The following is an 11,939-nucleotide window of genomic DNA, read 5'->3' on the forward strand; positions in this document are numbered from 1 at the left end:
ATATTTTATTTTCGTCTGAAATTTTTTTGCTGGTATTTATTATCCTAATATGGTAACCCATCATCTATCCTTTCTTGTTTGGTCATATAGTTCTTTTGCTTTATTATGTATTTCTCGCACCTCCTGAGCTGTGACTCCAACACCTGACTTTTAAGTCATGATATTCAACATCTTGATGTTTTACTATAAATCTATTTTTGTGCTTCCTTTGTTAGATAAATTTTAAAACAAAAGATACGTATGCATTCTCTAATTTTATTTGAGATAAATAATGCATTGCTTTGTCGATACTGTTAAATAAATTACTTCCCTCGTAATACCAATTATCATATGTTTGATAAAAATAATTATCTTTCTTGACATAAATATCTCCCCCCAATACAAGTATTCTCTCATTGATAAATAAATTTAATATATCTATTGCAGCGGGGACGGGTAATGCGGCTTCTCTAATTCCAATTCCTATCAAAGATTCCCCTTGTCTCGAATAAATTTCAAAAATCTCATTTAACATATTAATCTCTATCTGCTATTTTTCAGGAAATTGCTGCTTAGGGACAAATAATCTATGATTAATTTTTCCATCTGCTTCTCTGATATATTCAAAATTTCCATCTTTTCCTTTATAAAATCCAAGGATATAAAGTTTATGCCTTACAATATTATCTCCGCCAACTATTTGTATTACTGTATATTGTTCGCCTGATGTCGGTCTGAATGCCGCACCTCCATCATTAGAATTTTTATCTTGGATAACTATTATCCCTTTTATCGTCCCAATACATAGCGGAATCATCATTGAAGTAAATCGGCACTGTCTTAACACGCAACCAAAAAACAGCAAAATGCCGTCTGAACTGTTCAGACGGCATTTTTAAAACCGTTTTACGCTTGAACGCTAATACCTGCCGTAACCGTCGGTTGAGCGTTATGTGCCGTCAAAAACGAAGCAGCAAGCTCCCCGCAGCAGCCGCAACAGGTTGCCACGCCCAACTGAGATTGCAAATCACCCATTGTGGTCGCACCTGCGGCAATAGTTTCTTTGATTTGATGGTCGGTAACGGCATTGCAGATACAGATAAACATTTTATACTCCGTGTGTTCTCAAACTATCATACTGATAGCGGCTTTTATTATCGTACGCAAATATAAATAAAAACAGTTCGTATTGCAAGGTTAAGATACTCGGTTCTCTTGGTATTTTTTTATCGTATTTCTATTTTCGATTGGTTTTTTATTAATCTGAAGCAGATGAGGGAACAGAGCCTCAATTTCGGGAATGATGTTCCTTAACCACGCTATGCAGCCGCACATTGGCAACATGGGTATAAATCTGAGTCGTGTTCAAATCGGCATGTCCCAACATATCCTGAACCACGCGCAAATCCAATCCGTGCTGCACCAAGTGTGTGGCGAAAGCATGGCGCAGGCTGTGCGGGCTGATGTGTTCGATACCTGCCTGACTTGCATATTCTTTAACTATCATCCATGCCAGCTGTCGGGAAATGCCTGTTTTTTTCTGACTGACGAACAATGCATCGCAAGACCTTCCCTTTAACAGCAACGGGCGCACCTCCTTGTAGTAACGTTCCACCCAATATACGGACTCCCGCCCCATCGGCACTATCCTTTGCTTGTTACCCTTGCCCAAGGTAGTGATACACCCCCTGTCCAAATCCAGATTGCCAAAACTCAGCCTGACCGCTTCGCTAACACGCAAGCCGGTTGCGTACATTAATTCAAGCAATGCCTTATCCCGTAAACCGTGCGGAGTATCCGTATCCGGTGCGGAAAGCAGTCGGGAAATCTGCTGCTCGGTAATCAGGGTCGGAATATTCTTGTCGATTTTGGGCGGTTTCAGCAAACGGGTGGGATTGTCCGTCCTCATGCCTTCACGCTCCATCCATATATACAGGCGTTTGCATGCTGATAATGCACGAGCCTGAGAGCTTCGCTCCTCACTGGCAACATAAACCGCCGCTGCCAAATCCGATTCGTCCGCATCCCTCAGGGTTTGACCGCACAAAGACAACCGGCGGGCAATTTTTTCCAAATCCCGCCGGTAACTGTCCAAGGTATTCCGACTAAGCCGCCGATCCAGCCACAAGGTTTCAAGCAGCCTGTCAATCAAATCTTCTTCCATATTATTCCAAACAAATGCCGTCTGAAACAGGTTAGGAAGCGAAACCCGCATAATCAGGAAAGCGTTTCCAGCACTTCCTGCGCATGACCCGCCACCTTGACCTTCCTCCATTCATGGACGATTTCACCGTCCTTATTCAGAACAAACGTACTGCGCTCGATACCGAACGACTCTTTCCCATACAGTTTCTTCAATTTGATGACATCAAACAGGCGGCACACTGTTTCATCCTTGTCACTCAACAGTTCGAACCGGAAACCCTGTTTCTCGCAAAAGTTCTGATGCGCCTTCACCCCATCTCGCGAAATGCCGACCACGGTATAACCCAAGTCGCCGAACTGCGCCAATCGCGCATTAAAATCCAGCCCCTCCGTCGTACAACCAGGCGTACTGTCTTTCGGATAAAAATACACAACCAAAGGCAGATGTTCTGCCGAATGGAAATCCGCACCGCTGCTTGAAGGCAGGGTAAATTCATATTTCAAACCCATTATCCGTACTCCCAATATTTCAACGATTAAAACAATGCATCAGCACGCACCTGTGCATTAGTTTGATATCTAAGCCAACTCCGATTCTACCGCCTCGAGGCGCATAGATTCAACCGACGGCCTCTGTTTCAAATCAAACCGCCGAAATTAAATCACAATAAATGTTTTTAATAAAAACAATATGTTATTAATAAAACAATCTTACATTACGGATACAAGCAACCTATCTCCCTGACAACATACTTTACATATATCTGTTTTTTCAACAAAATAATGCCAACATTCAATCAATGGAATCAAAAATGTCCATCCGCACCTTAAAACATCTGCCTTCGTCTCTGCTACTCGGTTTATGCCTATCCCTGCCTTCGGCATATCTCTTTGCCGAAGACGATATTTTAGGACAATTTTTGGAACATACCCTGTTCACATCCTCCGACCCGATAGAAATATTTGCAGAAAGTCCGATACACCCCACCAACACCCAAGCCATTACAGGCGGACTGATTCTTTCCTCCCAATCCGCACTGGTTGTCAATAATAAAACGGGACAAATACTGTATCAGAAAAGTGCCGACAGAATCATGCCCATCGCCTCCATCTCCAAACTCATGAGCGCAATGGTCGTTTTAGATGCAAATTTAAACATGGATGAAACCGTTACCATTACACCAGATGAAATCGACCGCATCAAAGGGACAGGCAGCCGCCTTGCCATCGGCACGTCCCTTACTCGGAAAGAGCTGCTTCACTTAAGCCTGATGAGCAGCGAAAACCGCGCCACCCACGCCTTGGGCAGAACCTACCCCGGCGGCATGGGCGCATTTGTCGCCGCCATGAACCGCAAAGCCCAAAGCCTGGGCATGTACAGCAGCCGCTTTTACGAACCGACCGGACTCAACTTCCAAAACGTTTCCACAGCCAAAGACCTGAGCCTCATGGTCAACGCCGCCGCCCAATATCCGCAAATCCGCACCAACTCGACTTCCAACTACGCCTCGGTACAGACCAAAAACGGGCAGCAGAACTACAAAAACTCCAATGCCTTGGTCAGGGAAGGCATGTGGAACATCGAATTGCAGAAAACCGGCTACATACGCGAGGCGGGCAGGTCTATGGTTGTCAAAGCCAATATTCAAAACCAACCGGTTACCATCATATTGTTAAATTCGCCTACATCCGCCACGCGGGTCAACGACGCACGCAAAATCGAATCATGGATGCTGCAGCAACGTTCTTAATGTATGCAAACAATTAGCGTAGAAATCCGTTTTAAGCACAAAAAAAATTGGTAATTTTTCCTATTAAAGGCTACAATTCTACAAATACAGGGCATTTGCCCGATTTCACAATCATAATAGCGGAGTTAAAAAATATGACAGCTAAAGGACAAATGTTGCAAGATCCCTTCCTGAACGCATTGCGTAAAGAGCATGTTCCGGTTTCGATTTACTTAGTTAACGGTATCAAATTGCAAGGTCAGGTTGAGTCTTTCGATCAATACGTTGTTCTCCTGAGAAACACTTCCGTAACCCAAATGGTTTACAAACACGCCATTTCCACCATCGTACCGGCACGCTCTGTCAACCTTCAACACGAAAACAGACCCCAAACCGCACCTGCATCAACCCTCGTCCAAGTGGAAACCGTCCAACAATCTGCTGAATAATCCGCACAAATCAATATATTCCAATACCTTACCGGCATCGGTAAGGTATTTTTATTTTCTGACAGCATTTAAAAATGTTATTGCAAAACATCATTCCATTCGCCCATTACCTTTTACAGCAAACACTGCCCGAAGGCGGGAACGCCTTAGACGGCACAGCCGGCAACGGACATGACACCCTTTTTCTTGCACAAACAGCAGGCATTCTGGGAAAAGTGTGGGCATTCGATATCCAACCGCAAGCCCTGAGCCGCACCCGATGCCGTCTGAAAGAGGCGAGATACGAGAATGTGCAACTCATCTTAGACGGACACGAAAACCTGAAACAATATGTTTCAGAACCGTTAAATGCCGCCATTTTCAACTTTGGCTGGCTGCCCAGCGGAGATAAAAGCCTTACCACCCGCACGGAAACCAGCATTCCCGCCCTTTGCGCAACCCTCTCCCTGCTGAAGGAAGGCGGTATGCTTATTGCCGTCCTCTATCCGGGACACGAAAACGGCAAACAGGAGGCAGAAGCAATCGAACAATGGGCAAAAAACCTGCCTCAAGAACAGTTTGCCGTTTTGCGTTACGGCTTTACCAACCGGAAAAACAACCCGCCCTATCTGTTGGCATTTGAAAAGTTACGTCAAAAATAAATGTTTGCGGTAAAATAGGCCGGTTCCAACCCTTATTTTAATAAGAGCCGACTATGCAGTATCTGATTGTCAAATACAGCCACCAAATCTTCGTTACCGTTACCATTTTGTTGTTCAACATCCGCTTTTTCCTGCTTTGGAAAAATCCCGAAAAACCCTTGGCGGGCTTTTGGAAGGCACTACCCCACCTTAACGACACCATGCTGCTGTTTACCGGATTGTGGTTAATGAAAATTACCCATTTCTCCCCGTTCAACGCACCATGGCTCGGTACAAAAATTCTGCTCCTGCTCACCTATATCGCATTAGGTATGATTATGATGCGTGCCCGCCCACGTTCTGCCAAATTCTATGCCGTTTACCTGCTTGCTATGTGTTGCGTCGCCTGTATCGTTTACCTTGCAAAAACCAAAGTCGTGCCATTCTGAAACACTGCCATGAACAACAGACATTTCGCCGTCATCGCCCTGGGCAGTAATCTTGAAAACCCTGCCCAACAGGTACGCGCCGCATTGGACACGCTGTCGTCCCATCCTGACATCCGGCTTGAACAGGCTTCCTCACTGTATATGACCGCACCTGTCGGTTACGACAATCAGCCTGATTTCATCAATGCCGTCTGCACCGTTTCCACCACCTTGGACGGCATTGCCCTGCTTACCGAACTCAACCGTATCGAAGCCGATTTCGGACGCGAACGCAGCTTCCGCAACGCGCCGCGCACATTGGATTTGGACATCATCGACTTTGACGGCATCTCCAGCGACGCCCCCCGACTCACCCTGCCGCATCCGCGCGCGCACGAACGCAGTTTCGTCATCCGCCCTTTGGCAGAAATCCTCCCTGATTTTGTTTTAGGAAAACACGGAAAGGTTGCCGAATTGTCAAAACGGCTGGGCAATCAAGGCATCCGTCTTTTACCGGACAGGTAATTCCGCACGCGGATGCCGTCTGAAAGCCTTTCAGACGGCATTTTTCCTTTGCCGCCAACACGCGTGCAAAAAAATCGCCCCTTGGAAAAGGGGCGCAAAAGGAACACAAACCACTACCAAAACTTTAAATCTGCAACACTGCCTGCCGCATACTGTATCCGACAGGATATAAAGCCCTCACTAAATCGTTTCGAGAAATCCAAACTTCTTCATCCCCGACAGAAAACCTGCCTTTCTCCGGCACCAGCTCCAACAAAAACGGTTGAACCGCCGTATGCAGCCTGTCCTTACACCGCCCCAGCTTTCTGGACAACGCGAACAGGGCGCGCCGATAGGCATTATCCTTTCTGTCAAGCTCCCGCGCACTGCCGACCCAGCTCAAGCGGATGCTGCGGCTTTCATCTTCAATCAGCAAAATGCCTGTTTTAACTTCCCCCACCTCGGGCTCGCATGAAAGCGCAATATAATATTTGCCGTCGATGTTGACATACGCCGCCTCATGCACCTGACAATTGCAGCCGGAAGTGGCAAGCAGGGAATAAACAGAATCACGGTGCAGCCTCAAAATATCGGAGGAAATCTGTTTGAAAATACTTTCCGGCATTTTTCCCTCCTTTCGTCTGCTGCGTTGTTTACTGGATTGAATGCATTATACAGACATCTCCCAATCTTGCAAATGATAATTGTTCCTATTTTTTAAAAAGTTTATAACTTATTGATATATATGTGAATTAATTTTTAAGATTTAAAACCTTTGTCTCAAAAAACACAAAAATGCCGTCTGAAACGTGTTCAGACGGCATTGGCCGCACAGGCAGTCTGTTTAAAATTTCACGCCCTTATGTAGCGCGACGATGCCCGCACTCATATTGTGATAATCCACGCTGTCGAAGCCCGCATCCAGCATCATCTGTTTCAAAGTTTCCTGGTCGGGGTGCATGCGGATGGATTCGGCGAGATACTGGTAGCTGTCCGCATCTTTCGCAATCAGCCTGCCCATGACCGGTAGCAGCTTGAACGAATAGAAATCATACGCGCCTTCGAGCGGTTTGTAGATTTTGGAAAACTCCAACACCAGCAACGTGCCGCCCGGTTTCAAAACACGGTACATCTCTTTCAGCGCGGCATCTTTATGCGTCATGTTCCGCAAGCCGAACGCCACGGAAACCAAGTTGAAATAATTGTCGGGGAAAGGCAGTTTTTCCGCATCGGCAAGCGATACGGGGAGAATCATACCTTCGTTCAACAGACGGTCGCGCCCGACGGTCAGCATAGAAGAATTAATATCGGTCAGCCAAACTTCGCCCTCTTTGCCGACGCGTTTTGCCCAACCGCGCGACAAATCGCCCGTACCACCCGCAATGTCCAACACTTTATCGCCTTTTTTCAGGTGCGCCGTATGGATGGTAAAGTGTTTCCATACGCGGTGCAGCCCTGCCGACATCACATCGTTCATAATGTCGTAGTTTTTGGCGACGGAGTGGAACACTTCCGCCACTTTTCCGGCTTTCTCATCTTCGTTGACCGTACTGAACCCGAAATGCGTTTTCTGTCCGCCCATATTCTAACCACCTCTCTGATACCGTTGTCCGTCAGATTGCTATCCGACCGGTCTTATTTCTCTTCAAAACGCGACGCGCCCGCCGCCGCCAACCTGTCCAGATATTTTTGCCACATGGCATCACGTCCGTATGCCAGCCCGTGCAGATAGTCCCAATCGTAAAGACCGCTGTCGTGCCCGTCCGAAAAACTGATTTTCAGCGCATACTGTCCGACAGGCTGTAAATCCGTGATTTGGACATCCGCCTTGCCGGTCTGCAAAACATCCTGTCCCACACCGTGTCCGCGCACTTCCGCACTCGGCGAATAGACGCGTAAAAATTCGGCGGACAGATTTTTAGGTTCGTCCCCATAAGTCAAAACCAACACGGTACGGTTTTTCAACAAGCGGATTTCAACAGGAATATTATTCAAAAAACACCTCGATTCGGCATACAATATCCGGCAGGCGCATGCGTGCCTTTAAACGGCGGGTATTTTAACAGCTTTATCCCGATACCGATATTCAAACCCACATTTCAGACGGCATTGATATGGACAATCTCGCATGGAACGGCATTCCCGACATCCGCACACTTTACAATATTATCGACAAACGCGCGCAACCGCTCAACCTGATTATCTGCCTTCCCGATAATCAGATTCCCGATTTTCAAACCGCACAAGATGCTTCGGACGGAGAATGCCGTCTGAAACACCGTTTGAAACAAGCACTGCAGTGCCTACAATTCAACAGCATCAATCTGATCGAACACATCCTGCCCGATGTCCGTTTCTGGCTGGTTCCCCCTTCACGCACCCACCGCCTGCACGAACATTTCCACCACATTTCCTGGCAGACCGAAGCCATCCCGCAAACCGAAAGCAAGTCCGACAAACCCTGGTTTGCACTTCCACAAACATCCGAACGGCAAAAACCAGAACACGTTCTCGTTATCGGCGCAGGCATATCCGGCGCGGCAACCGCCCACGCCTTAGCATCACACGGCATTTCCGTTACCGTATTGGACGCAGGCAAAGCCGCATCAGCCGCCAGCGGCAACCGCCAAGGGCTGCTTTATGCCAAAATCTCGCCACACGATACCGAACAAACCGAACTTTTGCTCACCGGCTACGGTTACACCAAACGCCTGCTCGAACACATCCTGCCCGACTCCGACACATGGGGCGGAAACGGCATCATCCACCTCAATTACAACCAAGACGAATACCGTCGCAATCACGAATTGGGGTTACAAAAACACCATGCACACCTCTACCGCAGCATCACGTCTGCAGAAGCCGAAAAAATCGCCGGTATCCCGCTGAACACGCCCTACACCGAACCATTATGCGGACTGTTTTGGCAGCACGGCGTATGGCTCAATCCGCCCGCATTCGTCCGCGCCCTCCTCCGCCATCCGCTGATCGGACTGCACGAAGACACACCGTTAACCGACATTTCCCACGACGGGGAAAAGTGGATTGCAAGCACGCCAAACGGCACATTTACCGCCACACACATCATCTACTGCGCCGGCGCGCACAGCCCCTGCCTGCCCGAAGCCAACCTCGCCGCCCTGCCCCTAAGGCAAATACGCGGACAAACCGGACTCACACCGTCCATCCCGTTTTCCGAACAACTGCGTTGCGCCGTTTCAGGCGAAAGCTACATCAGCCCGTCGTGGCACGGACTGCACTGCTACGGCGCGAGTTTTATTCCCAACAGCAGCCATACCGGATGGAACGAAGCCGAAGAAGCCTCAAACCGCCAAGCATTGGCACACCTTAACCCCGCCCTTGCCGAATCATTGTTTGCCGCCAACCCAAACTCCAAAAAACACCAAGGGCACGCCGCCATACGCTGCGACAGCCCCGACCACCTCCCCGTCGTCGGCGCACTCGGCAACATTGCCGCTATGCAGCAGACCTACGCCAAACTCGCGCTGGACAAAAACTACCGCATAGATTCCCCCTGCCCGTACCTGCCCAATGCCTACACCAACACCGCGCACGGTACCCGCGGACTCGCCACCGCCCCCATATGCGCCGCCGCCGTTGCAGCCGAAATCCTAGGCTTGCCCCATCCCCTCTCAAAACGCCTGCGCCACGCCCTCCACCCCAACCGCACCGTTATCCGCGCCATCGTCAGAAGGCAAAACCTGACTCCTTAAGCCTTTGCCGCATACTCTTTGAAACTCTAAGCTAATATTCATATCTTAGATAAGGTCTCAATGCTGCGACCCATACACAACCTAAAACTTTTATCACTTTCCCACACCGAAATTTCTATAACCATGTAAAAAGATTTTAAAAAATCAGTGAGTATGCGAAAAATCAGTCAATACAACATATGATATATCCACTAAATTATTCTCTACTCCATTCTATCCGACCGCCCCTCAGATTTGCACGTCTATCGGCGTGCCGCCCACGGCCGCTCCCGCCAGTGATGCAATCACCCCGCTCTTTGATTTGATTTCTTCTTTAATATGTTCCGGCAGCAGGTTGGCATTGAACTCGCCTGTTTGCGGATCGATTGCGGTTTTACCATCGTTATACTGTTGACCAAGATGTTCCGCTGCCTTTTCAGCTGCAACTGCTGCCAAGCCGCCGGCAGCAAAATTACCACCGTTGACGCGGGCAACCGCTGCACCTAAAAGGAAATGTCCGATTGCCCGGGCGGTTTCGTTTTTGTTTTCTCCGTGGCCGAATGTTCTGCCTATTGCTTCGGAGGCATAGGGCGTGGCGGCATTACTGACTTGGTGACGTTAAACAAAGGCCGTCTGAAAGGGTTTTTCTGTTTTCAGACGGCCTCTTAGCTCAAACCTTGAGAACCGCATGCGTGCGTTCTGCACATATGCTACTTGTTGAGTTTAAGTTAGGGGCTGTCCTAGATAACTAGGGAAATTCAAATTAAGTTAGAATTATCCCTATGAGAAAAAGTCGTCTAAGCCGGTATAGACAAAATAAACTCATTGGGCTATTTGTCGCAGGTGTAACTGCAAGAACAGCAGCAGAGTTAGTAGGCGTTAATAAAAATACCGCAGCCTATTATTTTCATCGTGTACGATTACTTATTTATCAAAACAGTCCGCATTTGGAAATGTTTGATGGCGAAGCAGAAGCAGATGAAAGTTATTTTGGCGGGCAACGCAAAGGCAAACGCGGTCGCGGTGCTGCCGGTAAAGTCGCCGTATTCGGTCTTTTGAAGCGAAATGGTAAGGTTTATACGGTTACTGTACCGAATACTCAAACCGCTACTTCATTTCCTATTATCCGTGAACAGGTAAAACCTGACGGCATTGTTTATACGGATTGTTATCGTAGCTATGATGTATTGGATGTGGGCGAATTTAGCCATTTTAGCTTCGCTGAAACTTCGTTTTCGTATCAATCACAGTACACATTTTGCCGAACGACAAAACCATATCAATGAAATTGAGAACTTTTGGAACCAGGCAAAACGTCATTTACGCAAGTTTAACGGCATTCACAAAGAGCATTTTGAGCTGTATTTAAAGGAGTGCGAATGGCGTTTTAACAACAGTGAGATAAAAGTCCAAATTTCCATTTTAAAACAATTAGTAAAATCGGGTTTATCCTAGTCATCTAGGACAGACCCATAATTATTGCGTGATTTCACATTGTTTCGGCTTGAAGCACATGGTTTTGTAATCATTTACAGGCAGGTCGCCCGGAGTCCTGTTCGGGCGGTTTGCTGTTTACTTAAATATAAGGATGACGGTCAATGAGATTTTTCGGTATCGGTTTTTTAGTGCTGCTGTTTTTGGAGATTATGTCGATTGTGTGGGTTGCTGATTGGCTGGGCGGCGGTTGGACGCTGTTTTTGATGGCGGCAGGCTTTGCTGCCGGCGTGCTGATGCTCAGGCATACGGGGCTGTCCGGTCTTTTATTGGCGGGTGCGGCGGTAAAAAGCGGCGGGAAGGTGTCTGTTTATCAGATGTTGTGGCCTATCCGTTATACGGTGGCGGCGGTCTGCCTGATGAGTCCGGGATTCGTATCCTCGGTGTTGGCGGTATTGCTGCTGCTGCCGTTTAAGGGAGGGGCAGTGTTGCAGGCAGGAGGTGCGGAAAATTTTTTCAACATGAACCAATCGGGCAGAAAAGAGGGGTTTTCCCACGATGACGATATTATCGAGGGGGAATATACGGTTGAAGAGCCTTACGGCGGCAATCTTTCCCGAAATGCCATCGAACACAAAAAAGACGAATAAATATGAATGGAATGCCGTCTGAAGGTTCAGACGGCATTTTTCCGGTTTGAAAATATAGTGGATTAACAAAAACCAGTACGGCGTTACCTCGCCTTGCCGTACTATTTGTACTGTCTGCGGCTTCGTTGCCTTGTCCTGATTTTTGTTAATCCACTATATCTATGACTGATTGAAGCGTCAGGCGGAGGCTGTGTGAAACGGTATTGGGCGTTGGGCCGTCTGATTCCAATCAGGCTTGAGGAATGCGAAACGGTGTGCGCTTATGCTGCGGAACGATTTGTTTCGCG

Annotated in this window: 15 protein-coding genes and 2 pseudogenes; 8 read left to right on the forward strand and 9 right to left on the reverse strand. The window is 47.7% G+C overall.

The window, feature by feature from the left end; translation table 11 throughout:
- Positions 1-211: 211 nt before the first annotated feature.
- The 5 genes and pseudogenes from imm40 to Q3O12_RS01280 all read right to left on the reverse strand — a co-directional run bounded on the left by imm40 (position 212) and on the right by Q3O12_RS01280 (position 2,634).
- On the reverse strand, positions 212-514 hold the full coding sequence (imm40, locus tag Q3O12_RS01260) for an Imm40 family immunity protein (RefSeq protein ID WP_301667934.1): 303 nt from the start codon (positions 512-514) through the stop codon (positions 212-214).
- A gap of 15 nt (positions 515-529) precedes the next feature.
- A pseudogene (locus Q3O12_RS01265) lies at positions 530-700 on the reverse strand (MafB); the annotation flags it as partial.
- Between the two features lie 185 nt (positions 701-885).
- Entirely contained in the window at positions 886-1,086 is a 201-nt protein-coding gene (locus Q3O12_RS01270; protein ID WP_301668956.1) for a (2Fe-2S)-binding protein, read from the reverse strand.
- Positions 1,087-1,267: 181 nt separating this feature from the next.
- The gene (gene xerD, locus Q3O12_RS01275) at positions 1,268-2,143 is read right to left on the reverse strand and encodes a site-specific tyrosine recombinase XerD (protein ID WP_301669020.1); all 876 of its coding nucleotides are present in this window, start codon (positions 2,141-2,143) and stop codon (positions 1,268-1,270) included.
- A gap of 53 nt (positions 2,144-2,196) precedes the next feature.
- The gene (locus Q3O12_RS01280) at positions 2,197-2,634 is read right to left on the reverse strand and encodes a peroxiredoxin (protein ID WP_003677534.1); all 438 of its coding nucleotides are present in this window, start codon (positions 2,632-2,634) and stop codon (positions 2,197-2,199) included.
- A 302-nt stretch (positions 2,635-2,936) separates the two neighbouring features.
- Here Q3O12_RS01280 and Q3O12_RS01285 point away from each other — a divergent pair, with 302 nt between their 5' ends.
- The 5 genes from Q3O12_RS01285 (at position 2,937) to folK (ending at position 5,876) form a co-directional block, all read left to right on the forward strand.
- On the forward strand, positions 2,937-3,875 hold the full coding sequence (locus Q3O12_RS01285) for a serine hydrolase (protein ID WP_301668958.1): 939 nt from the start codon (positions 2,937-2,939) through the stop codon (positions 3,873-3,875).
- 134 nt (positions 3,876-4,009) lie between these two features.
- Positions 4,010-4,303, forward strand: coding sequence for an RNA chaperone Hfq (hfq, locus tag Q3O12_RS01290; protein ID WP_118820057.1), 294 nt, complete (start codon positions 4,010-4,012; stop codon positions 4,301-4,303).
- 74 nt (positions 4,304-4,377) lie between these two features.
- The gene (mnmM, locus tag Q3O12_RS01295; protein WP_301668960.1) at positions 4,378-4,944 is read left to right on the forward strand and encodes a tRNA 5-(aminomethyl)-2-thiouridylate-methyltransferase MnmM; all 567 of its coding nucleotides are present in this window, start codon (positions 4,378-4,380) and stop codon (positions 4,942-4,944) included.
- 53 nt (positions 4,945-4,997) lie between these two features.
- A complete protein-coding gene (locus Q3O12_RS01300; RefSeq protein WP_118820059.1) occupies positions 4,998-5,372 on the forward strand; it encodes a SirB2 family protein in 375 nt (124 codons plus the stop codon).
- Between the two features lie 9 nt (positions 5,373-5,381).
- Positions 5,382-5,876, forward strand: a complete 495-nt coding sequence (gene folK / locus Q3O12_RS01305; protein ID WP_301668961.1) for a 2-amino-4-hydroxy-6-hydroxymethyldihydropteridine diphosphokinase — start codon at positions 5,382-5,384, stop codon at positions 5,874-5,876.
- A gap of 124 nt (positions 5,877-6,000) precedes the next feature.
- On the opposite strand, the gene Q3O12_RS01310 is transcribed toward folK, so the two are convergent.
- From Q3O12_RS01310 to Q3O12_RS01320, 3 genes are all read right to left on the reverse strand, one after another.
- Entirely contained in the window at positions 6,001-6,480 is a 480-nt protein-coding gene (locus Q3O12_RS01310; RefSeq protein ID WP_301668963.1) for an NGO0322 family iron-responsive protein, read from the reverse strand.
- Positions 6,481-6,699: 219 nt separating this feature from the next.
- Positions 6,700-7,437, reverse strand: a complete 738-nt coding sequence (gene ubiE / locus Q3O12_RS01315; protein ID WP_301668965.1) for a bifunctional demethylmenaquinone methyltransferase/2-methoxy-6-polyprenyl-1,4-benzoquinol methylase UbiE — start codon at positions 7,435-7,437, stop codon at positions 6,700-6,702.
- Between the two features lie 53 nt (positions 7,438-7,490).
- Complete coding sequence (locus tag Q3O12_RS01320) at positions 7,491-7,850, reverse strand: gamma-butyrobetaine hydroxylase family protein (RefSeq protein ID WP_301668966.1); 360 nt, start codon at positions 7,848-7,850, stop codon at positions 7,491-7,493.
- A gap of 119 nt (positions 7,851-7,969) precedes the next feature.
- Between Q3O12_RS01320 and mnmC1 the strand changes: the two genes are divergently transcribed.
- Positions 7,970-9,589: an FAD-dependent 5-carboxymethylaminomethyl-2-thiouridine(34) oxidoreductase MnmC1 gene (gene mnmC1 / locus Q3O12_RS01325; protein ID WP_301668967.1), complete on the forward strand. Its 1,620-nt coding sequence runs from the start codon at positions 7,970-7,972 to the stop codon at positions 9,587-9,589.
- 228 nt (positions 9,590-9,817) lie between these two features.
- On the opposite strand, the gene Q3O12_RS01330 is transcribed toward mnmC1, so the two are convergent.
- Positions 9,818-10,024: a VENN motif pre-toxin domain-containing protein gene (locus tag Q3O12_RS01330; protein ID WP_301668968.1), complete on the reverse strand. Its 207-nt coding sequence runs from the start codon at positions 10,022-10,024 to the stop codon at positions 9,818-9,820.
- 326 nt (positions 10,025-10,350) lie between these two features.
- On the opposite strand from Q3O12_RS01330, the pseudogene Q3O12_RS01335 reads away from it, so the two are divergent.
- Positions 10,351-11,023, forward strand: a pseudogene (locus Q3O12_RS01335) (IS1595 family transposase).
- Between the two features lie 143 nt (positions 11,024-11,166).
- Positions 11,167-11,652: an FxsA family protein gene (locus Q3O12_RS01340; protein ID WP_301668969.1), complete on the forward strand. Its 486-nt coding sequence runs from the start codon at positions 11,167-11,169 to the stop codon at positions 11,650-11,652.
- The last annotated feature ends 287 nt before the right edge of the window (positions 11,653-11,939 follow it).

The sequence above is a fragment of the Neisseria benedictiae genome (genome assembly GCF_958267435.1).
GTDB classification, from domain to species: Bacteria; Pseudomonadota; Gammaproteobacteria; order Burkholderiales; family Neisseriaceae; genus Neisseria; species Neisseria bergeri.

Bases quoted from the DNA above. Each gene is read 5' to 3' on its own strand.
- imm40 (WP_301667934.1), bottom strand. From the start codon at position 514: ATGTTAAATGAGATTTTTGAAATTTATTCGAGACAAGGGGAATCTTTG.
- Q3O12_RS01270 (WP_301668956.1), bottom strand. From the start codon at position 1,086: ATGTTTATCTGTATCTGCAATGCCGTTACCGACCATCAAATCAAAGAA.
- xerD (WP_301669020.1), bottom strand. From the start codon at position 2,143: ATGGAAGAAGATTTGATTGACAGGCTGCTTGAAACCTTGTGGCTGGAT.
- Q3O12_RS01280 (WP_003677534.1), bottom strand. From the start codon at position 2,634: ATGGGTTTGAAATATGAATTTACCCTGCCTTCAAGCAGCGGTGCGGAT.
- Q3O12_RS01285 (WP_301668958.1), top strand. From the start codon at position 2,937: ATGTCCATCCGCACCTTAAAACATCTGCCTTCGTCTCTGCTACTCGGT.
- hfq (WP_118820057.1), top strand. From the start codon at position 4,010: ATGACAGCTAAAGGACAAATGTTGCAAGATCCCTTCCTGAACGCATTG.
- mnmM (WP_301668960.1), top strand. From the start codon at position 4,378: ATGTTATTGCAAAACATCATTCCATTCGCCCATTACCTTTTACAGCAA.
- Q3O12_RS01300 (WP_118820059.1), top strand. From the start codon at position 4,998: ATGCAGTATCTGATTGTCAAATACAGCCACCAAATCTTCGTTACCGTT.
- folK (WP_301668961.1), top strand. From the start codon at position 5,382: ATGAACAACAGACATTTCGCCGTCATCGCCCTGGGCAGTAATCTTGAA.
- Q3O12_RS01310 (WP_301668963.1), bottom strand. From the start codon at position 6,480: ATGCCGGAAAGTATTTTCAAACAGATTTCCTCCGATATTTTGAGGCTG.
- ubiE (WP_301668965.1), bottom strand. From the start codon at position 7,437: ATGGGCGGACAGAAAACGCATTTCGGGTTCAGTACGGTCAACGAAGAT.
- mnmC1 (WP_301668967.1), top strand. From the start codon at position 7,970: ATGGACAATCTCGCATGGAACGGCATTCCCGACATCCGCACACTTTAC.
- Q3O12_RS01340 (WP_301668969.1), top strand. From the start codon at position 11,167: ATGAGATTTTTCGGTATCGGTTTTTTAGTGCTGCTGTTTTTGGAGATT.